Raw genomic sequence first — 21,023 nt, 5'->3', positions numbered from 1 at the left:
GCGAAATCTTTGCGCCATAAATCCTACCTTTTGCACAACGACAAAAGTCACCCGGAGGTGAATTGTGAGTGCAGGTCTGATTGCTGGCATCGTGCTGGTGTTCCTGTTGTTGGGCTATTTGATTTATGCCCTGATTAATGCGGAGGCGTTCTGATGGTGGCCCAGGCATTTTTACTGATCGCCAGCTTCCTGCTGGTGCTTTTCCTGCTTGCAAGGCCGCTGGGAAGCTGGCTGGCGCGGATGATTAACGGCGGCGCGCTGCCGGTGATTGGGGGCGTCGAAAACGGGATCTGGCGCGTACTTGGGATCAACACCCAGGAGATGAACTGGCGGCAGTATCTTATCGCCATTGTGCTGCTGAATATCGTCGGGCTGGTGGTGCTGTTCGCAATGCTGATGCTGCAAGGTATTCTGCCACTGAACCCGCAGCAGCTGCCGGGCCTGTCGTGGCATCTGGCGCTCAATACTGCCGTCAGCTTTGTCAGTAACACCAACTGGCAGTCGTATGCCGGTGAAACCACCCTCAGCTATTTCAGCCAGATGGTGGGGCTAACGGTGCAGAACTTCCTCTCTGCCGCCAGCGGCATTGCGGTGATCTTCGCCCTTATCCGCGCCTTCGCCCGCCAGAAAATCAGCACCCTGGGCAACGCCTGGGTCGATCTCACGCGCATTACCCTGTGGCTACTGCTGCCGATTGCTCTGCTGATCGCCCTGTTCTTTATTCAGCAAGGCACCCTGCAAAACCTGCTGCCCTACTCGTCTTACACCTCTCTTGAAGGCGTGAAACAGATGCTGCCGATGGGGCCAGTGGCATCGCAGGAAGCGATCAAAATGCTGGGCACCAACGGCGGGGGTTTCTTTAACGCCAACTCCTCGCATCCGTTCGAGAACCCGACCGCGCTGACCAACATCGTGCAGATGCTGGCGATCTTCCTGATCCCCGCCGCGCTCTGTTTCGCCTTTGGTGATGTGGTAAATGACCGCCGTCAGGGCCGGACATTGCTGTGGGCGATGTCGATTATCTTTGTGGTCTGCGCGGCGCTGGTGATGTGGGCGGAGTGGCACGGCAACAGCCATTTCCTGCAGCTGGGCGCTGACAGCAGTATCAATATGGAAGGCAAAGAGAGCCGCTTCGGCATCCTCGCCACCAGCCTGTACGCGGTGGTGACAACGGCCGCCTCCTGCGGCGCCGTCAACGGGATGCATGACTCCTTCACGGCCCTCGGCGGGATGATCCCTCTGTGGCTGATGCAGATTGGCGAAGTGGTCTTCGGCGGCGTCGGTGCCGGTCTGTACGGCATGCTGCTGTTCGTTCTGCTGGCGGTGTTTATCGCCGGGCTGATGATTGGCCGCACGCCGGAGTATCTGGGTAAAAAAATCGACGTGCGCGAAATGAAACTGACCGCCCTCGCCATCCTGGTAACCCCTGCGCTGGTGCTGATGGGCACCGCGCTGGCCCTAATGACCGAGGCCGGGCGCAGCGGCATTTTCAACCCAGGCATCCACGGCTTTAGCGAAGTGCTCTACGCCGTGTCGTCTGCGGCCAACAACAACGGCAGCGCCTTTGCCGGGTTAAGCGCCAACTCTCCGTTCTGGAACTGCCTGCTGGCGTTCTGCATGTTCGTGGGCCGCTTTGGGGTGATCGTGCCGGTACTGGCTATCGCCGGATCGCTGGTGAGTAAAAAGATTCAGCCCACCTCAACCGGTACGCTCCCGACACACGGCGCGCTGTTTATTGGCCTGCTGATTGGCACCATCCTGCTGGTCGGTGCCCTGACCTTTATCCCCGCCCTCGCGTTAGGCCCGGTCGCGGAACATCTTTCTTTACGCTAACAGAGCGGAGATATCAGTCATGAGTCGTAAACAACTGGCCCTCTTAGAACCGACACTGGTTCGCCAGGCGTTGATGGATGCGGTGAAAAAACTCAGCCCGCGGGTGCAGTGGCACAACCCGGTGATGTTTATCGTCTGGATTGGCAGCGTGGTCACCACCGCGCTTGCCATCGCCATGAGCACCGGACACCTGACGGGCGACGCCCTGTTTACCGGGGCCATCAGCCTGTGGCTGTGGTTTACAGTGCTGTTCGCCAACTTTGCCGAAGCGCTGGCGGAAGGCCGTAGCAAAGCGCAGGCCAACAGCCTGAAAGGGGTCAAAAAGACCGCGTTTGCCCGCAAATTGCGTGAGCCGAAATATGGCGCACAGATGGATCACGTCCCGGCCGATGAACTGCGCAAAGGCGACGTGGTGCTGGTAGAAGCGGGCGATATTATCCCCTGCGACGGGGAGGTGATCGAAGGCGGCGCGTCAGTGGACGAAAGCGCCATCACCGGGGAGTCCGCGCCGGTGATCCGTGAGTCCGGCGGCGATTTTGCCTCGGTCACGGGCGGGACGCGCATTCTCTCTGACTGGCTGGTGATCCAGTGCAGCGTCAATCCGGGCGAAACCTTCCTCGACCGGATGATCGCCATGGTCGAAGGCGCGCAGCGTCGCAAAACGCCAAATGAAATCGCGCTCACCATTCTGCTGGTAGCCCTGACCATCGTCTTCCTGCTGGCGACCGCCACCCTGTGGCCGTTCTCCGCTTACGGCGGCACGGCGGTAAGCGTCACGGTGCTGGTGGCCCTGCTGGTCTGCCTGATCCCGACCACCATCGGCGGTCTGCTGTCGGCCATCGGCGTGGCCGGGATGAGCCGGATGCTCGGCGCGAACGTGATCGCCACCAGCGGCCGCGCGGTCGAAGCGGCGGGCGACGTGGACGTGCTGCTGCTGGATAAAACCGGGACCATTACTCTCGGCAACCGTCAGGCGTCGGACTTCCTGCCTGCGCCGGGTGTCGATGAGAAAACGCTGGCCGATGCGGCGCAACTCTCCTCGCTGGCGGATGAAACGCCGGAAGGCCGCAGCATCGTGATTCTGGCTAAACAGCGCTTCAATCTGCGCCAGCGCGATGTGCAGAGCCTGCACGCCACTTTTGTGCCCTTCACGGCGCAAACGCGGATGAGCGGGATTAACATTCAGGATCGCATGATCCGTAAAGGTTCCGTGGACGCCATTCGTCGCCACATCGAAGCCAATAACGGCCACTTCCCTCCGCAGGTCGATCAGCTGGTGGAAAGCGTGGCGCGTCAGGGTGCCACCCCGCTGGTGGTCGCTGAAGGGGCTAACGTGCTGGGGGTGATCGCCCTGAAAGATATCGTCAAAGGCGGCATCAAAGAACGCTTTGCCCAGCTGCGCAAAATGGGGATCAAAACGGTGATGATCACCGGGGATAACCGTCTTACCGCTGCCGCCATTGCCGCCGAAGCGGGGGTGGACGATTTCCTCTCCGAAGCGACGCCGGAAGCGAAGCTGGCGCTGATCCGCCAGTACCAGGCGGAAGGCCGTCTGGTGGCGATGACCGGCGACGGCACCAACGATGCCCCGGCACTGGCGCAGGCTGACGTTGCGGTGGCGATGAACTCCGGCACCCAGGCGGCAAAAGAAGCGGGGAACATGGTCGATCTGGACTCTAACCCGACCAAACTTATCGAGGTGGTCCATATCGGTAAACAGATGCTGATGACGCGCGGGTCGCTCACCACCTTCAGTATCGCCAACGATGTGGCGAAATATTTCGCCATTATCCCGGCCGCGTTTGCTGCCACCTATCCGCAGCTTAACGCGCTGAACGTGATGCATCTGCACTCGCCCGCGTCGGCGATTCTCAGCGCCGTGATCTTCAACGCCCTGATCATTGTTTTCCTGATCCCGCTGGCGCTGAAAGGGGTGAGCTATAAACCGCTGACGGCAGCCGCGATGCTGCGCCGCAACCTGTGGATTTATGGTCTTGGTGGATTAGTGGTGCCCTTTATCGGGATCAAAATTATCGACCTGTTACTGACCCTGTTCGGGCTGGTTTAAGAGAGAAATCAAATGACTATGTTACGTCCCGCTATACTTCTGTTTATTCTGCTGTCGCTGATTACCGGTGGGCTTTACCCGCTGGTGACCACCGCGCTGGGCCAGTGGTGGTTTAAGGATCAGGCCAACGGCTCGCTGATTATGCAAAACGGTGAGAGCCGCGGTTCGCGCCTGATCGGGCAGAACTTTACCGATGCCCGTTACTTTCAGGGGCGTCCTTCCGCCACCGCTGAAACCCCGTATAATCCAATGGCATCGGGTGGCAGCAACCTGGCAGGAAGTAATCCTGAACTGGATAAAGCCGTGAGTGAACGCGTCAGCGCCCTGCGCGCGGCTAACCCGCAGGCGAACCCGACGGTGCCCGTTGAACTGGTCACCGCTTCGTCCAGCGGGCTGGATTATAGCCTGACGCCCGCCGCTGTGACGTGGCAAATCCCGCGCGTGGCCGCCGCGCGCGGGCTGACCACTGACCAGGTCAACAAACTGGTTGCTGAACACACGCAAAAACCGCTGGTCAGCTTTATCGGCATGCCGGTCGTGAATATTGTTGAGCTGAATCTGGCGCTGGACGCGCTAAGGAAAAACTAAATGACCGACGAGCCCCTGCGCCCGAATCCGGATCGGCTGCTTGAGCAGACCGCTGAAGCGCATCGCGGCAAATTAAAAGTGTTTTTCGGCGCCTGTGCGGGCGTCGGGAAAACCTACGCCATGCTAACCGAAGCGCAGCGTTTGCGGGCGCAGGGGCTGGATATTCTCATCGGCGTGGTGGAAACCCACGGGCGCAAAGAGACGGCGGCGCTGCTGGAGGGGCTGGCGACGCAGCCGGCGCGTCGCATCAGCCATCGCAGCCGTCTGGTCTCCGAGTTTGATCTCGACGCCGCCCTCGCCCGCCGTCCGGCATTAATTCTGATGGACGAACTGGCGCACAGTAATGCGCCAGGCTCGCGTCACCCCAAACGCTGGCAGGATGTCGAAGAGCTGCTGGAAGCGGGTATCGACGTCTTTACCACCGTTAACGTGCAGCATCTGGAAAGCCTGAACGACGTGGTCAGCGGCGTCACCGGCATTCAGGTGCGTGAAACCGTCCCCGATCCCTTTTTTGATTCCGCCGATGAAGTGGTGCTGGTCGATCTCCCCCCGGACGATCTGCGCCAGCGCCTGAACGAGGGCAAAGTCTATATCGCCGGGCAGGCCGAACGCGCTATCGAGCACTTTTTCCGTAAAGGGAACCTGATTGCCCTGCGCGAACTGGCGCTGCGACGCACCGCCGATCGGGTGGACGATCAGATGCGCGCCTGGCGCGACCGACAGGGGCAGGACCGCGTCTGGCATACCCGCGACGCCATTTTGCTCTGCATCGGGCACAGCGGCGGCAACGAGAAACTGGTGCGCACCGCCGCGCGGCTGGCGGCAAAATTTGGCAGCGCCTGGCATGCAGTTTACGTCGAAACCCCACACCTGCACGCCCTGCCGGAAAACCAGCGGCGCGCTATCCTCAGCGCCCTGCGCCTCGCCCAGGAGTTAGGCGCGGAGACCGCTACCCTGTCCGATCCGGCAGAAGATAAAGCTATCCTGCGCTACGCCAGGGAACATAATCTCGGCAAAATCGTCATCGGGCGTCGTCAGCATCGCCGCTGGTTCAGCCGCGAATCTTTCGCTGACAAACTGGCGAAACGCGCGCCGGATCTGGATCTGGTGATTGTCGCGCTCGACGAAAAACCAGCCCCCCTCCCCAGCCGCACGCCTGACGCCCGCAGCTTTGGCGATAAATGGCGCATCCAGCTCAGAGGCTGCCTGGTGGCGACGGTGCTTTGCGCCCTGATCACCATTGTCGCAAGCCAATGGCTGATTGCCTTTGACGCCGCCAACCTGGTAATGGTCTATCTGCTGGGTGTGGTGGTGGTGGCTTTGCTCTACGGGCGCTGGCCGTCGGTACTGGCGACGATCATTAACGTCGCCAGCTTTGACCTCTTCTTCATCGCCCCGCGCGGCACGCTGGCGGTGTCGGATGTGCAGTACATTCTGACGTTTGCCGTGATGCTGACCGTCGGGCTGGTGATTGGTAATCTCACTGCGGGCGTGCGCTATCAGGCGCGTATCGCCCGCTACCGCGAACAGCGCACGCGCCATCTGTATGAGATGTCGAAATCGCTGGCCGTCGGGCGCACGCCGCTGGATATCGTCCAGACCAGCGAGCAGTTTATTCGCTCCACATTCCAGGCCAGCAGCCTGATTTTGCTCCCGGACGAACACGGAAAACTGCGCCCGCTCACCTCGGCCAACGGCATGACGCCGTGGAATGAAGCCATCGCCCGCTGGAGTTTTGACAAAGGGCTGCCCGCCGGTGCCGGAACCGATACGCTGCCCGGCGTGCCCTATCTGATTCTCCCCCTGCGCACGCCGACAAAACCCTGGGGCTGGTGATTGTTGAGCCGTCGAATCTGCGACAGCTGATGATCCCGGAACAGCAGCGTCTGCTGGAAACCTTTACCCTGCTGGTTGCCAGCGCGCTGGAGCGTCTGGCCCTGACCACCAGCGAAGAGCAGGCGCGGCTGGCGAGCGAGCGCGAAAGTATTCGCAACTCCCTGCTGGCGGCGCTCTCCCACGATCTGCGCACGCCGCTAACGGTGCTGTTTGGCCAGTCGGAGATCCTGACCCTCGACCTGGCGGCGGAGAATTCCCCTCACGCTCTGCAGGCTAGCGAGATCCGCCAGCACGTGCTGAACACCACCCGGCTGGTGAATAATTTGCTCGATATGGCGCGTATTCAGTCCGGTGGGTTTAACCTTAAAAAAGAGTGGCTGACGCTGGAAGAGGTGGTCGGCAGCGCGTTACAAATGCTGGAGCCAGGGCTGGGCGGTCGCCATATCACCCTCGACATGCCTGAACCGCTCACGCTGATCCACGTCGACGGGCCGCTGTTTGAGCGGGTGCTGATTAATCTGCTGGAGAATGCGGCGAAATACGCGGGCGCAAAAGCGGAAATTGGTTTAACGGCGGGCGTCGCGCATCAGGCACTGCGCCTTGAAGTGTGGGACGACGGGCCGGGCATTCCGTCCGGTCAGGAAAGCGCGATTTTTGAGAAGTTTGCGCGCGGGAATAAAGAGTCGGCCATTCCCGGTGTCGGGCTGGGGCTGGCCATCTGTCAGGCGATTGTCGATGTGCACGGCGGAACCATTACCGCCCACAACCGACCGGAAGGAGGAGCCTGTTTTTGTGTTACACTTCCGCTGGATGTCCCGCCAGAAATGAATGAATTACCCGAGGATTTGTGATTAACGTCCTGATTGTTGAAGACGAACTCGCCATTAGCCGTTTCCTGCGCGCTGCGCTGGAGGGAGACGGCTTGCGCGTGTATGACGCCGGGACATTACAGCGCGGACTTATCGAAGCGGCCACCCGCAAACCCGACCTGGTGATCCTCGATTTAGGCCTCCCCGACGGCGACGGTCTCGATTTTATTCGCGAAGTGCGCCAGTGGAGCCAAATGCCCATCATTGTGCTCTCTGCCCGCGCCGAAGAGACGGATAAAATTGCGGCGCTGGACGCCGGGGCCGATGACTATCTCAGCAAACCTTTTGGTATTGGTGAACTTCAGGCTCGCCTGCGCGTGGCGCTGCGCCGCCACAGTGCGACGACGCCGTCCGATCCGGTGTTTACCTTTTCAGATATCCAGGTCGATCTGCCTGCCCGTCGAATTCTGCGCGGTACCCAAGAGATTCACCTCACCCCGATTGAGTTTCGCCTGCTGGCCGTGCTGCTTAACAATCACGGCAAAGTACTGACCCAGCGCCAGCTGCTTAATCAGGTCTGGGGACCGAACGCCGTTGAGCATAGTCATTATTTACGCATATATATGGGCCACCTTCGTCAAAAACTTGAGGCTGACCCCGCACGCCCCCGCCATTTATTAACTGAAACCGGTATCGGTTATCGGTTTATGCTTTGAATAACTATTCAGAATTAACTCAATTAAATTAGTACAACATATTTCTGCGTTTTTAATTATTACGAAAACACCTATTCCCGCCCTCTTTAAATTAAATAAAAACACCATGAATACATTGTATTAACATTAGTAATACAAAACAGCGTTATGCACTACTCTATTCACGCAAAACGAATATTTATTTCTGATTTGATCGGTTATTGGTGATCTTCTTCACGGTTTGCTGCCTTTTCATGGATAAAATGGCCTTGCTTTCAATTACTGAAAGGAAAAACAGTCATGGAAAACAATAATCGTTTAATGCCGCATATAAGGCGAACAACGCATATTATGATGTTCGCCCACCGCAATAGCTTTGACTTTCACTTCTTCAACGCCCGGTAGTCCTTCGACCCAGGGCGCGTCTGCTTACAGGTTCTCCTGAAACACCCTGACTTACAGGCATTTGCCTGTGGGCGCTGCGCTCCTTTTCCTTAAATCCTGTCTATTCCGTTTCCGGACGGCCTGGGATTTAACTCATCAAAAAGCAATTCACTGATTTTTTATCAGCGGCTCCTCTTTGCTTTTTTTTCCGGACTATTTCGATTTCTTATTTATACGAAGTCGTAGGACAAATATTGCCTAAAATAAAGAGACAAATATGAAAATGCTAAAAATCGCTGCCAGCCGCGCTTGCCCGGACTGCTTCACCACCACTCGGGAAATGGTCGACGCCAGTGCGACCGATTATATTGATGTGGCAGCCGTAGTACTGGCCGTCGGCGATATTTTTAATGGCACCATTGAAGAAATAGACGCCACCGGTTTTGGAATCCCGGTATTTATCGCGACGCACAAAGAAGAGATGGTTCCGGCCGAATATTTACCACGCATTCACGGCGTATTTGAGTGCAACGACACCAGCAACGATTTCTACGGACGCCAGCTGGAAGCCGCCGCGCTGAAGTATGAAACTCAGCTGCGCCCGCCGTTCTTCCGCGCGCTGGTAGATTATGTCAAACAGGGTAACAGCGCCTTTGATTGCCCAGGGCATCAGGGCGGTCAGTTCTTCCGCCGTCACCCTGCCGGTAATCAGTTTGTCGATTTCTTTGGCGAGACGCTGTTCCGCTCTGACCTGTGCAATGCCGACGTGGCGATGGGCGATCTGCTCATTCACGAAGGTGCGCCCTGTACGGCACAAAAACATGCGGCGAAAGTGTTCAACGCCGATAAGACCTACTTCGTGCTGAACGGCACATCGTCGTCCAACAAAGTGGTGCTGAACGCTCTGCTGACGCCGGGCGATCTGGTACTGTTTGACCGTAACAACCATAAATCTAACCATCACGGCGCGCTGCTGCAGGCCGGTGCAACGCCGGTCTATCTGGAAACCGCTCGCAACCCGTACGGCTTTATCGGCGGGATTGACGCCCATTGCTTCGAAGAGAATTATCTGCGCGAACTGGTGGCCGAAGTGGCTCCGGGCCGGATGCGCGATCAGCGTCCGTTCCGCCTGGCAGTCATTCAGCTCGGCACCTACGATGGCACCATCTACAACGCCCGTCAGGTGGTCGATAAGATTGGTCATCTGTGCGACTACATCCTGTTTGACTCGGCGTGGGTCGGCTACGAGCAGTTTATTCCCATGATGGCGGATTGTTCCCCGCTGCTGCTGGAGCTGAATGAGAACGATCCGGGGATTCTGGTCACTCAGTCGGTGCATAAACAGCAGGCAGGCTTCTCTCAGACTTCGCAGATCCACAAAAAAGACAGCCATATCAAAGGCCAGCAGCGCTACGTTCCACACAAACGTCTGAACAACGCTTTCATGATGCACGCCTCCACCAGCCCGTTCTATCCGCTGTTTGCCGCGCTGGACATTAACGCCCGCATGCATGAGGGCCAGAGCGGACGCAACATGTGGATGGACTGCGTGGTGAACGGAATCGAAGCGCGCAAGCTGATCCTGCAAAACTGCCAGTTCATCCGCCCGTTTGTGCCTGAAACGGTAGATGGCAAGCCGTGGGAAAGCTGGCCGACGGCAGAGATCTCCACGGATCTGCGCTTCTTCCATTTTGTACCGGGTGAAAACTGGCATGCCTTCGAAGGTTACGCTGAGCATCAGTATTTTATCGATCCGTGCAAACTCCTGCTGACCACGCCCGGCATCAACGCCCGTACCGGGGAATACGACGATTTCGGCGTACCGGCTACCATCCTCGCTAACTTCCTGCGTGAAAACGGCATCGTCCCGGAAAAATGCGATCTCAACTCCATCCTGTTCCTGCTCACGCCTGCCGAAGACATGGGCAAGTTGCAGCAACTGATCGCTCAACTGGTGCGTTTCGAGAAGCTGCTGGAAAGCGATGCGCCGCTGAAAGAGGTGCTGCCGTCCCTCTACAAGCAGCATCCTGAGCGCTACGCCGGTTACTCTCTGCGCCAGATTTGCCAGGAGATGCATGACCTTTACGCCCGTCACAACGTGAAACAGCTGCAAAAAGAGATGTTCCGCAAGGCGCATTTCCCGCAAGTGAAAATGAACCCGCAGGCGGCGAACTACGCCTATCTGCGCGGCGAAGTGGAGCTGGTCCCTCTTCGCGATGCAGAAGGCCGTATTGCCGCGGAAGGCGCGCTCCCTTACCCACCGGGCGTGCTGTGCGTGGTGCCGGGTGAAGTCTGGGGCGACGCGGTTCTGCGCTATTTCACGGCGCTGGAAGAAGGGATTAACCTTCTGCCGGGCTTCGCGCCGGAACTCCAGGGTGTGTACGTCGAAGAGTGCGACGGGCGCAAACAGGTTCGCTGTTACGTGATTAAGCAGCCAGCCACCCAGCCCGCGCTGCTGAAAGGGGAAACACTATGACTAAAAAATCCAACAAGATGGGCGTGGTGCAGCTCACCGTCCTGACCATGGTCAATATGATGGGCTCGGGGATTATTATGCTCCCGACCAAACTCGCCGAAGTCGGTACCATCTCAATTATCTCCTGGCTGGTGACCGCCGTTGGCTCGATGGCGCTGGCGTGGGCTTTCGCCAAATGCGGGATGTTCAGCCGTAAGTCCGGCGGGATGGGCGGTTACGCGGAGTATGCCTTCGGCAAGTCGGGCAACTTTATGGCCAACTATACCTACGGTGTGTCGCTGCTGATCGCTAACGTCGCGATTGCGATTTCGGCGGTCGGGTACGGCACCGAGCTGTTCGGCGTCGTCCTGAGCCCGGTGCAGATCGGTATCGCGACCATCGGCGTGCTGTGGCTGTGTACCGTCGCTAACTTCGGCGGCGCGCGCATCACCGGGCAGATCAGCAGTATCACCGTCTGGGGGGTGATCATCCCGGTGGTAGGTCTGTGCATTATCGGCTGGTTCTGGTTTAGTCCGACGCTGTACGCCAACTCCTGGAACCCGCACCACGTGCCGTTCTTCGCGGCGGTCGGTTCCTCAATCGCCATGACGCTGTGGGCTTTCCTTGGGCTGGAATCGGCCTGTGCGAACGCCGAGGTGGTGGAAAACCCGGAACGCAACGTGCCGATCGCGGTACTGGGCGGGACGCTGGGGGCTGCGGTGATTTACATCGTCTCCACCAACGTGATTGCCGGGATTGTGCCGAACATGGATCTGGCAAATTCGACCGCGCCGTTTGGCCTGGCGTTTGCGCAGATGTTCACGCCGGAAGTCGGGAAAGTGATCATGGGCCTGATGGTGATGTCCTGCTGCGGTTCGCTGCTCGGCTGGCAGTTCACCATTGCGCAGGTGTTTAAATCCTCTGCCGACTCCGGATATTTCCCGAAAATCTTCTCCCGCGTCAGCAAGTCCGACGCACCGATTCAGGGGATGCTGGCGATTGTTATTTTCCAGAGTGGGTTGTCGCTGATGACCATTAGCCCGTCGCTGAACAGCCAGTTCAACGTGCTGGTGAACCTGGCGGTGGTGACCAACATTATTCCGTATATTCTGTCGATGGCCGCCCTGGTGATTATTCAGAAAATGGCGAATGTCGATCCCCGCAAAGCAAAGATTGCGAATTTCGTGGCGCTGGTTGGGGCGATATACAGCTTCTATGCGCTCTACTCTTCCGGCCAGGAAGCGATGCTGTACGGGGCGATGGTGACGTTTATGGGCTGGACGTTGTACGGTCTGGTATCGCCAAGATTTGAACTGAAAAATAAGCACAGCTAAGAGCGACAAAAAAGCCCGGGGGCATTACTGCCCACCGGGCCTGCGAGGTAAAAGCAAAACGGCAACCGAGGTTGCCGTTTTTAATGTTTCCCTCACGCCTGTCGGCTGAGGGTATCAGACCGCAGACTTACGCGTTCTTCAGCACTTCACTCACAATCTCAACCGCTTCTTTTTCGATCAGCTTACGGTGTTCGTCGCCGAGGAAGCTTTCGCAGTAGATTTTGTACGCATCTTCCGTACCGGACGGACGCGCGGCGAACCAGCCGTTATCTGTCATCACTTTCAGACCGCCGATTGACGCACCGTTACCGGGTGCCGCCGTCAGACGTGCGGTGATCGGGTCGCCTGCCAGCGTGTTAGCGCTCACCATCTCTGGAGAGAGCTTAGACAGCGCGGCTTTCTGTGCGGAGGTCGCACCGGCCTGAATACGGTTGTAGCTTGGCGCACCAAAGCGAGCCGCCAGCTCGTTGTAGTGTTCCTGCGGGTTTTTGCCGGTGACGGCGGTGATTTCCGCGGCCAGCAGGCACATGATGATCCCGTCTTTGTCCGTCGACCACGGCGTACCGTCGAAACGCAGGAAGGATGCACCCGCGCTCTCTTCGCCGCCAAAACCAAAGCTGCCGTCGTGCAGACCGTCAACGAACCATTTGAAGCCCACTGGCACTTCCACCAGCTTGCGGCCTAAATCATTCACCACGCGGTCAATCATCGCGGAAGAGACCAGCGTTTTACCGACAGCCACCTCTTTACCCCACTGCGGGCGATGCTGGAACAGATAGTTAATCGCCACAGCCAGGTAGTGGTTCGGATTCATCAGGCCCGCAGGAGTAACGATACCGTGGCGGTCATAGTCCGGGTCGTTGGCAAAGGCCAGATCGAACTTATCGCGCAGGGCCAGCAGACCCGCCATCGCGCACTCGGAGGAGCAGTCCATGCGGATTGCGCCATCTTTATCGAGGTGCATAAAGCGGAACGTCTGATCGACCTGATCGTTAACGATAGTCAGATCCAGCTTGTAGAATTCGGCAATGCGCTTCCAGTATTCGATACCGGAACCACCGAGCGGATCCACGCCCAGCTTCAGGCCCGCTTTCTGAATCGCGGCGATATCAACGATATCGGCCAGCCCTTCGATGAACGGCTGAACCAGATTCAGCTCTTTCACGTGACCGGAAGCCATCGCCGCATCCAGAGAAATGCGTTTTACGCCTTTCAGGCCGTCAGCCAGCAGCGCGTTGGCGCGGTCTTCGACCACTTTGGTAACATTGGTATCAGCCGGGCCACCGTTGGGTGGATTGTATTTGATACCGCCATCGTCCGGCGGGTTGTGCGAAGGGGTGATGACGATACCGTCAGCCTGCGCGCCACCTTTTTTGTTGTGCACCAGAATCGCGTTTGAGACCGCAGGCGTCGGGGTGAAGCCGTTGTCTTCCTGCACGATGACATCCACACCGTTCGCTGCCAAAACTTCCAGCACGGAAATGAACGCCGGTTCGGACAGCGCGTGGGTGTCTTTCCCGACATAGCACGGACCGGTCACGCCATTTTTAGCGCGCTCTTCCGCGATGGCCTGAGCAATGGCCAGAATATGCGGTTCGTTAAAGCTATGGCGCGCCGCGCTGCCGCGGTGGCCAGACGTACCAAACTTCACTGCGTGTTCTGCGTTGCCCACTTCCGGCTTCAGTACGTAGTACTGCGCGGTGAGTTGAGCGACGTTAATCAAATCGCTTTGTTGTGCAGGCTGACCCGCACGATCGTGATTTGCCATTGCCTGGTCCTTCCTGTGCAAGGGTTAAATGGTACCGCAAACCTTTTCAATCAATTCCGCCGGGAATTGCATCGACTGCATGATGTGTTCGACCATGCTGCATTTGCGTCCGGTGTTGGTATTGGTGATGACCCAGTACGGCGTACCAGGGACATGTTTAGGTTTGGTTTGATTGCCGTTGGCAAGCAGCGTCTGTTCGTCGCCCGCGAAGTAGACGCGGGTACGGCCATGAAGCGAATCAGTGGCTTCAGCAAACGCTTTGTTATCCAGTGAATAGAGTGTAGACAGCACCAGCATAAAGCGGTTAACCGCTTTTTTCTGCTCGGCGTATTCGTCGGAAAGCAGCAGTTCACGCACCGCGCGGACTTTGTCTTTCACCGGAGCCACTGTTTTCGCTTCCGCGACCACATTTGGCTGACGAACCTCTTTAGAAACCGGAGTTGCAGGCTGTGAGGCGGCGGAAAATTTCAGCATGCGCCGTAAAATGTCTGATGCACTCTCGCCAATATGTCGCGTGTGGCTGGCAATATACTGATAGAGCTCATCATCAACTTCGATTGTTTTCATCTTAATCCAGTGCAATATCTTATCTGAATACAAGTCGTTGGGATTATAAGGGCTAATCCCAACCGCGGATAGGGTCAAACCTGGGTGGCGGCAAAAGTCAGATTAAACTGGAACCTTGCAGCCGGGCGGCAGAATGGTCAACATAATACCCTAACCTGACATACGTAAAAAAAGAACTTTGCCATGAAATTGAATAGCCGAGCGCAATCTGCACAATCGCCGAACAATAATTCTCCCATCGTACTGGTTCATGGCCTCTTTGGCAGCCTGGATAATCTGGGCGTGCTGGCCCGCGATCTGGTGGCCGATCGCGATATTTTGCAGGTGGATATGCGTAACCACGGGCTTTCCGAGCGCAGCCCGGAGATGACTTACAGCGCGATGGCCCAGGATCTGCTGGATACTCTCGATGCGAATCAGATTGAAAAAGCGACGCTGATTGGCCATTCCATGGGCGGCAAGGCGGTGATGGCCCTGACGGCGCTGGCACCGGAGCGTATCGATCAGCTGGTGGTGATTGATGTCGCCCCGGTGGATTACGACGTGCGCCGCCACGACGAGATCTTTGCGGCGATTAATGCCGTGACCGAGGCTGGCGTGTCTACACGCCAGCAGGCCGCAGCCATCATGCGTGAACATTTGGATGAAGAAGGCGTGGTGCAGTTCCTGCTGAAATCTTTCGTCGATGGCGCATGGCGGTTTAATGTGCCGGTGCTGTGGGATCAGTATCCTCAGATTGTCGGCTGGCAGACCGTTCCGGCCTGGCCACACCCTACCCTGTTTATTCGCGGCGGCAATTCTCCGTACGTCACCGACGCCTATCGCGATACGCTGCTGGCACAATTCCCGCAGGCGCGTGCGCATGTGATCGCCGGAGCCGGGCACTGGGTTCACGCTGAAAAACCGGATGCAGTGCTGCGGGCAATCCGTCGCTATCTCTCTGATAAAGCGATTTGATTAAAAAGCCAGCGACCGGTTGCCCGCAGGCCACCAGTCGTTGGCGTGCAGGTATCCGTGATGTATGATGTCGCGCTCATCGCCCCGGCAATAGCAGGGCCGCTCGTTTTCCCCGAAGTCTCTGAATCATGGCCAAAGAACAAACGGACCGCACGACACTAGATCTGTTCGCGACTGAACGTCGACCGGGACGACCAAAAACCAATCCGCTTTCGCGTGATGAACAGTTGCGCATCAATAAGCGCAATCAGCTGAAACGCGACAAAAGTCGTGGGCTTAAACGCGTCGAGCTGAAACTCAACGCGGAGGCCGCCGACGCCTTAAGTGAACTGGCCGATGCCCGCGAGATCAGCCGCAGCGAGCTGATTGAAGAGATGCTGATGGCACAGCTTCAGGCATGGCGCAGCACCAGGTGATCGTCTGAAAACCCCCTCAATTGTCCCTTTCATGTAGCACAGAGTGCAGTCCCGCGTGATAGCTGTTTCCGCAGACTTCCCTGTTCTGCTATGATTGCCCTTATCCGTGGACAATTTGCGCCACCATACCATTAAGTTTCAAGAGGTTATTTCACTCATGGCAATCATCGGCATTTTCTTCGGCAGCGATACCGGTAATACCGAAAACATCGCAAAAAACATTCAAAAACAGCTTGGTAAAGACGTTGCCGACGTACATGACATTGCTAAGAGCAGCAAAGAGGATCTCGAAGGTTACGATATTCTGCTGCTTGGCATTCCAACCTGGTACTACGGCGAAGCACAGTGTGACTGGGATGATTTCTTCCCGACGCTGGAAGAAGTGGATTTCAACGGTAAGCTCGTGGCCCTCTTCGGCTGCGGCGACCAGGAAGACTACGCGGAATACTTCTGTGATGCACTGGGTACTATCCGCGACATCATTGAACCGCGCGGCGCGGCAATCGTCGGTCACTGGCCAACGGCGGGTTATCATTTCGAAGCCTCTAAAGGCCTGGCCGATGACGACCACTTTGTCGGTCTGGCTATCGACGAAGACCGTCAGCCAGAACTGACCGCTGAGCGCGTCGACAAGTGGGTAAAACAGATCCGCGAAGAGCTGCACCTCGACGATATCCTGAACGCGTAATGCAGTGATGAGGTGCAACTGACTACGTTGCACCTCAATGATAGATAATACCGATTAAAATAATTGCTACAAATTTTTAACTTTCGTGTTCATACCTGTACAATGTCCCCGGGTTAAAGTGGATGCCATCCAACAAGTTTGTTGGTGATACCACGTTTTTATAAGCATACTTTGCTTGAGACTTGCAGTTTTCATTTAGGCATGGCAGTTCTATAATGAGACGCATTATCCCAACTGCATTTTCTGTCACTTCTTCTAAGGAAGTGAATCGTTTAGCAACAGGACAGATTCCGCATGACTGACAACAATACCGCATTAAAGAAGGCTGGCCTGAAAGTTACGCTTCCTCGTTTAAAAATCCTGGAAGTTCTGCAAGGGCCGGACAACCATCACGTCAGTGCGGAAGACTTATACAAACGTCTGATCGACATGGGCGAAGAGATTGGACTGGCGACCGTATACCGCGTTCTGAACCAGTTCGATGACGCCGGGATTGTCACCCGCCATAATTTCGAAGGCGGTAAATCCGTTTTTGAACTGACGCAACAGCATCATCACGATCACCTGATCTGCCTCGACTGTGGCAAGGTGATTGAATTCAGCGATGACTCTATCGAAGCACGTCAACGTGAAATCGCCACCCGACATGGCATCCGTCTGACCAACCATAGCCTGTACCTGTATGGTCATTGTGCTGAAGGCGATTGCCGCGAAAACGAGCACGCACACGATACTGCAGATAAATAATTTGTGGTTCATATAACGTTAAAAACCACCTGTCATCAACAGGTGGTTTTTTTTCATCAAAAACAACTCAGTACTTTCCTTTAAATCTCTTCCTGGAAGATACACTTCTGTAAGTTGTTCGCTGTAATATATTTTTATTTTAAGTATTTAATATTTAGGTTTCCGGAACCGGAAGACGAGTAAATACTCCACATAAAGCCAAACCTAACTTCGTTTCATCCGTTATATCATTGGCAGAAAGGAATGACTCAACCACTATATTTTTTTTGGAGAAAGAGGACACCCCATAAAAACTGATGATTCCGTCAGTTTCCCCATAGATAAGTATGCCATCAAACCCAAAGTTTACTTTTTCTCCCCGAAAGTTATAGAGAATTCCTCGCAATTTACGCCTTTCCTTTTTGTTTTTAAGTGCATTCTCTATTAATGTCTCATTTATCTCATCAACTCTCCTCTTAAGGTAAAAGACATCCACAGCTGGCCTATAAACGTCATTTCTGTTGGCATAATTTTCACTACATGACGGTGCATTTTCATTATCCACCCCATAGTGTTTATAAAAATATGCATCAACTTCTTTTTTATACTTTAATCCAGAAGATAAATGGTGAACATATAAGATAAGGCCTCCTGGCGATCCGCCAAGAGAAAGATTAGAGTATAAAAAAAGCAGTAATAAAAGAACCCTAAGTATATTTTTATTTATCACAAACCATCTCCTTCATTTTCACCTGGTTTTAAACCAATACCAAACAATTTAGAATTTTCATCATCAATATTAATAACATTCAAGTTTGAAACTTTATCAGCGTATCCCTCCGGAAGATAAAAATGATAAAACCTTTGATAATTATTATCAAACTTGGCACTTTTGTTAGTCGTAGGGTATTCAGAAAGTGTTATCGTGCCGTTGCCAAATTAACGCTCTCCCTGATAGCCTACTTGTGCTGCAATATTTCCCGACATAGTTTGACCCTAGACAAAAGTGATATAATCACTACTAATAAATTGTTTTGTAAGTTTACAATAATCTCTCATTATCATAATTGCACAAAAATACTCATTAATTTTATAAAATCGTGCAGGTTCGTTCCCTGGAAACACTCTTCACGCTCCAAAAAGCTTAATAACTCACCTGCATTCAGTTAAAAATCATTAAAATTAATTGGTCACTACTCATTAGGTTATTCGCTTAAGAATTTACTGAGCACCCTGGGCATAACCAACATATTGACAAGTTAAAGTAGGCAGAATTGCTATGGTGCTGGTGTAGGGAGTTTAGCGAGAGCCTTACATATTGCTTGACCCAATTTCATATCATCTAAGACATCTGCAGCAGCAATCGAACTTTTTTGAATATCCATTGTTTTATAAATAGTAGATACACTATAAAAATTAATGACATCATTAATTTTATTATAAAATAATATCGCATCAAAACCATTCCAGACTATGTCATCTCTAAACTTGCTAAGAATACCCCTTAGTTTATTTTTATCTTTGTTATTCTCAGTTGATTTCCTTAACAATGTTTCATTGATACCGTTCACTGGGGTTTTCAAATAGAAAACATCAACCATAGGCCTGGCGTGCTCAGTTTTATTGTGATATGTAATATCACATGTTGGTGATAATGCATTATCGACTCCATAGTATTTTTTGAAGTAACTGTCTATGACATTTTTTTCAGAAAGGTTAGATTCCATTGGCATAATGAATAAAAATAGCCCCCCTGCAGAACCAGCAATAGATACGCCAGGAACAAATAAGTATACTAATAAAAAAAACAATATTGAAATTCTAGTCATCACCTTCCACCACCCTCATTATTTCCAGAATGAATACCTATATCAAAAACATTTGTGTTTTCCTCATCAACATCGATCTCTCTTAAGAGATTATCATAGTTTTGATATCCCACAGGTAAATAGAAGTTATAAAATTTCTGATATTTATGATCAAAGCTTGCTGTATTACTTATCAAAGTGTAATCAGACAATTTAATTGTCCCACCGCCAAAATCAATTCCCCCTTGATTTCCACCTAATGCTGCAATATTTCCCGTTACGGTTTTACCATATACAAAGCAAATATGACCACTACCAGCAAAGCGATTTGTTGCATCATAGTAATTCCGCATTACCATAATAGCACCATAAACAGGCTCATTAATTTCATAAAATCGTGCAGGTTCATTTACTGGAAATTGTGATGATTGAGCGTTTGCACGCGCGTGGAGATAGTTAGCCTCAGCCAAACAATAAGTCACAAAAGAGGCGCACCACGGTGTATTAGTTAATTTACCATGGCTACCTGCGAGCTTATGATAATTATCTTCTATATTCCTCTCCCCTGTCCCATGCCATTGTTTCGCCTCTCTTATAGCGATTTCCATCTACGGTGCCTGAATGGAATCATTCCCGACATTAGCCTGCGGGTAAGCATTATCCGATGTCCCGGTAGGGATTTTTTTTGGACGTTCCTGAGATGGCTGTTTTTTTACGGCAAGCGGTTTACTGATTCCACCCGGTAATTTTATTTCTTGACCGACAGAGATAACATCTACATTCGAGATACTATTTAAATCAGCAATTCGTTTTACCGTTGTGTGAAATTCTCTTGCGATTTTACTTAAGGTATCACCTGATTTTACAATATAATCTTCTGTTGACCGCTCCCCTTCCTGATGAGCCCCTGTTGTTGCAGTAAATACCTGTCCCGTTTTGATCAGCAGTAGGCTTATACTGGCGGGCCCTGCTACCGCTGAGTATACTTTTTCTTCTTTTCCGTTTGCTCCTGTGGAAAAAATATCTAACGCACTTCGTCCAGGTAAATGGGCAATGGGCGGAAGATATCCATTATCATTGGTGCACCACTCATAGGACTTATTATCAATTACTACCTTTAATTTTTCATTAGCGATAGGTGTGTTCCCATCTGAAACCAGAATGTTAGTCGTGGGGATGGTCCGTTCCCGGCGTGTTTCTTGGTTGTTATAATACCCCTCCATAGTCTTGATCGCTTCCATAAGTCGCTCAAGTTTAACGTCATCTAAATCCCTGATATATTCATCAGGTTGAATACCTGTTTTCATAGATATTCGTTTTGTATATTCAATAGGATTATTACCATCAACTTCTGGAGAGTACAGGGAAATGACATTACTAAGTGTCTTATCTTTGTAGGTAAGTTTCAGGAGCATCTTCAACGCTTTCCATCCGGTAGCATCATCTGGAAAAATCATAAACTTCCCGCTTTTGGTTTTACCCTCTCCAATCTTTAATGAATCGCACACCGAAGAGCTTGAAGGTCTGATATTTCCTGGATTGAAGAAACGCCAACAAATAGTACCTCCACTTCTTAAGTAATGTGTGCCATCATCCGCGATAAACTCAGCTGTTAGTGAGGAATTGTTATAGTTTACGTTTATATTTCTCATGATTTTACTCACGCACATTTAATTGTCATTTTTTAGCAACCTCAGCATAATTTTTTATTCCCCTTAAAAGAATTAAAATCGCAGTGAAATGATATCCACTTTCGGCAAGGATAGCCTCACCTGATATCACTACATGTTTATTTATATACCGTGGAATTTTATCATTCATAGATTCTGCGGTTAATAACACCGTAACATCTTTATTCCATTCAGGAAATGTGTCATCTACATCGACTACACAATCCAATGGCCTGTCTAATTCAAGTACGAATCTCTTATACTGTTTTATATCGTCATCTGGTCCTGAATAAGTTTTCATCACCAACTTACCTGTCAGCGTAGTGATATCTGCAATTTTAAGACATGTGGAATGAGCACTGACTATCACAAATAATCCTAACACCAATAATAGTGAACGCATCTTATCTCCTTTAAAAGC

The 21,023-nt window shown here is 53.1% G+C and carries 19 protein-coding genes and 1 pseudogene; 13 read left to right on the top strand and 7 right to left on the bottom strand.

The features are described 5' to 3' along the window. Positions 1-64: 64 nt before the first annotated feature. The 9 genes and pseudogenes from kdpF to potE all read left to right on the top strand — a co-directional run bounded on the left by kdpF (position 65) and on the right by potE (position 12,002). The gene (kdpF, locus tag ETG88_RS20300; protein ID WP_003858638.1) at positions 65-154 is read left to right on the top strand and encodes a K(+)-transporting ATPase subunit F; all 90 of its coding nucleotides are present in this window, start codon (positions 65-67) and stop codon (positions 152-154) included. Continuing rightward, complete coding sequence (gene kdpA / locus ETG88_RS20295; protein ID WP_107704029.1) at positions 154-1,833, top strand: potassium-transporting ATPase subunit KdpA; 1,680 nt, start codon at positions 154-156, stop codon at positions 1,831-1,833. Before kdpF ends, kdpA begins: the two co-directional genes overlap by 1 nt. 19 nt (positions 1,834-1,852) lie before the next feature. Further along, positions 1,853-3,901 carry a potassium-transporting ATPase subunit KdpB gene (gene kdpB / locus ETG88_RS20290; RefSeq protein WP_100777190.1) on the top strand — a complete coding sequence of 683 codons (2,049 nt, stop codon included), beginning with the start codon at positions 1,853-1,855 and terminating at the stop codon, positions 3,899-3,901. Between the two features lie 12 nt (positions 3,902-3,913). After that, the gene (kdpC, locus tag ETG88_RS20285; RefSeq protein ID WP_129036283.1) at positions 3,914-4,489 is read left to right on the top strand and encodes a potassium-transporting ATPase subunit KdpC; all 576 of its coding nucleotides are present in this window, start codon (positions 3,914-3,916) and stop codon (positions 4,487-4,489) included. Beyond that, positions 4,490-7,176, top strand: a pseudogene (gene kdpD / locus ETG88_RS20280) (two-component system sensor histidine kinase KdpD). Further along, positions 7,173-7,850, top strand: a complete 678-nt coding sequence (kdpE, locus tag ETG88_RS20275) for a two-component system response regulator KdpE (RefSeq protein WP_100777193.1) — start codon at positions 7,173-7,175, stop codon at positions 7,848-7,850. The pseudogene kdpD and the gene kdpE overlap by 4 nt, the downstream one beginning before the upstream one ends. Positions 7,851-8,129: 279 nt before the next feature. After that, the gene (gene speFL, locus ETG88_RS20270; RefSeq protein WP_106875989.1) at positions 8,130-8,234 is read left to right on the top strand and encodes a leader peptide SpeFL; all 105 of its coding nucleotides are present in this window, start codon (positions 8,130-8,132) and stop codon (positions 8,232-8,234) included. A 256-nt stretch (positions 8,235-8,490) separates the two neighbouring features. After that, the gene (speF, locus tag ETG88_RS20265) at positions 8,491-10,689 is read left to right on the top strand and encodes an ornithine decarboxylase SpeF (protein ID WP_129036282.1); all 2,199 of its coding nucleotides are present in this window, start codon (positions 8,491-8,493) and stop codon (positions 10,687-10,689) included. Continuing rightward, the gene (gene potE, locus ETG88_RS20260; RefSeq protein ID WP_129036281.1) at positions 10,686-12,002 is read left to right on the top strand and encodes a putrescine-ornithine antiporter; all 1,317 of its coding nucleotides are present in this window, start codon (positions 10,686-10,688) and stop codon (positions 12,000-12,002) included. The genes speF and potE overlap by 4 nt, the downstream gene beginning before the upstream one ends. A 127-nt stretch (positions 12,003-12,129) precedes the next feature. Here the strand turns inward: potE and pgm are convergent, their stop codons facing one another. Together pgm and seqA are read right to left on the bottom strand one after the other, a co-directional pair. After that, on the bottom strand, positions 12,130-13,770 hold the full coding sequence (gene pgm / locus ETG88_RS20255; RefSeq protein WP_129036280.1) for a phosphoglucomutase (alpha-D-glucose-1,6-bisphosphate-dependent): 1,641 nt from the start codon (positions 13,768-13,770) through the stop codon (positions 12,130-12,132). Between the two features lie 24 nt (positions 13,771-13,794). Beyond that, positions 13,795-14,337, bottom strand: a complete 543-nt coding sequence (gene seqA / locus ETG88_RS20250; RefSeq protein ID WP_100777197.1) for a replication initiation negative regulator SeqA — start codon at positions 14,335-14,337, stop codon at positions 13,795-13,797. Between the two features lie 183 nt (positions 14,338-14,520). On the opposite strand from seqA, the gene ybfF reads away from it, so the two are divergent. The 4 genes from ybfF (at position 14,521) to fur (ending at position 17,145) form a co-directional block, all read left to right on the top strand. Continuing rightward, complete coding sequence (gene ybfF, locus ETG88_RS20245) at positions 14,521-15,294, top strand: esterase (RefSeq protein ID WP_129036279.1); 774 nt, start codon at positions 14,521-14,523, stop codon at positions 15,292-15,294. Positions 15,295-15,422: 128 nt separating this feature from the next. Then, on the top strand, positions 15,423-15,710 hold the full coding sequence (ybfE, locus tag ETG88_RS20240) for a LexA regulated protein (protein WP_102104162.1): 288 nt from the start codon (positions 15,423-15,425) through the stop codon (positions 15,708-15,710). A gap of 157 nt (positions 15,711-15,867) precedes the next feature. Continuing rightward, positions 15,868-16,398 (top strand): flavodoxin FldA, encoded by a 531-nt coding sequence (gene fldA / locus ETG88_RS20235; RefSeq protein ID WP_059178645.1) that lies wholly within the window; start codon positions 15,868-15,870, stop codon positions 16,396-16,398. Positions 16,399-16,692: 294 nt separating this feature from the next. After that, positions 16,693-17,145 (top strand): ferric iron uptake transcriptional regulator, encoded by a 453-nt coding sequence (gene fur, locus ETG88_RS20225; RefSeq protein WP_107704033.1) that lies wholly within the window; start codon positions 16,693-16,695, stop codon positions 17,143-17,145. A 154-nt stretch (positions 17,146-17,299) separates the two neighbouring features. On the opposite strand, the gene ETG88_RS20220 is transcribed toward fur, so the two are convergent. The 5 genes from ETG88_RS20220 to ETG88_RS20200 form a co-directional block, all read right to left on the bottom strand. Continuing rightward, positions 17,300-17,854: a hypothetical protein gene (locus ETG88_RS20220; RefSeq protein ID WP_129036278.1), complete on the bottom strand. Its 555-nt coding sequence runs from the start codon at positions 17,852-17,854 to the stop codon at positions 17,300-17,302. 547 nt (positions 17,855-18,401) lie between these two features. Beyond that, on the bottom strand, positions 18,402-18,956 hold the full coding sequence (locus tag ETG88_RS20215) for a hypothetical protein (protein WP_129036277.1): 555 nt from the start codon (positions 18,954-18,956) through the stop codon (positions 18,402-18,404). Continuing rightward, positions 18,953-19,540 carry a TIGR02594 family protein gene (locus tag ETG88_RS20210; protein ID WP_129036276.1) on the bottom strand — a complete coding sequence of 196 codons (588 nt, stop codon included), beginning with the start codon at positions 19,538-19,540 and terminating at the stop codon, positions 18,953-18,955. Before ETG88_RS20210 ends, ETG88_RS20215 begins: the two co-directional genes overlap by 4 nt. Then, entirely contained in the window at positions 19,541-20,584 is a 1,044-nt protein-coding gene (locus ETG88_RS20205; RefSeq protein WP_164971832.1) for a LysM peptidoglycan-binding domain-containing protein, read from the bottom strand. Between the two features lie 25 nt (positions 20,585-20,609). Next, positions 20,610-21,005 carry a DUF4431 domain-containing protein gene (locus ETG88_RS20200; RefSeq protein ID WP_129036274.1) on the bottom strand — a complete coding sequence of 132 codons (396 nt, stop codon included), beginning with the start codon at positions 21,003-21,005 and terminating at the stop codon, positions 20,610-20,612. Positions 21,006-21,023 lie beyond the last annotated feature (18 nt).

The organism is Lelliottia nimipressuralis (assembly GCF_004115925.1).
Classification (GTDB): Bacteria; Pseudomonadota; Gammaproteobacteria; order Enterobacterales; family Enterobacteriaceae; genus Enterobacter; species Enterobacter nimipressuralis.
Note: the sequence above shows the minus strand (reverse complement) of the source record. Positions and strands in the feature narration are given on the sequence as shown.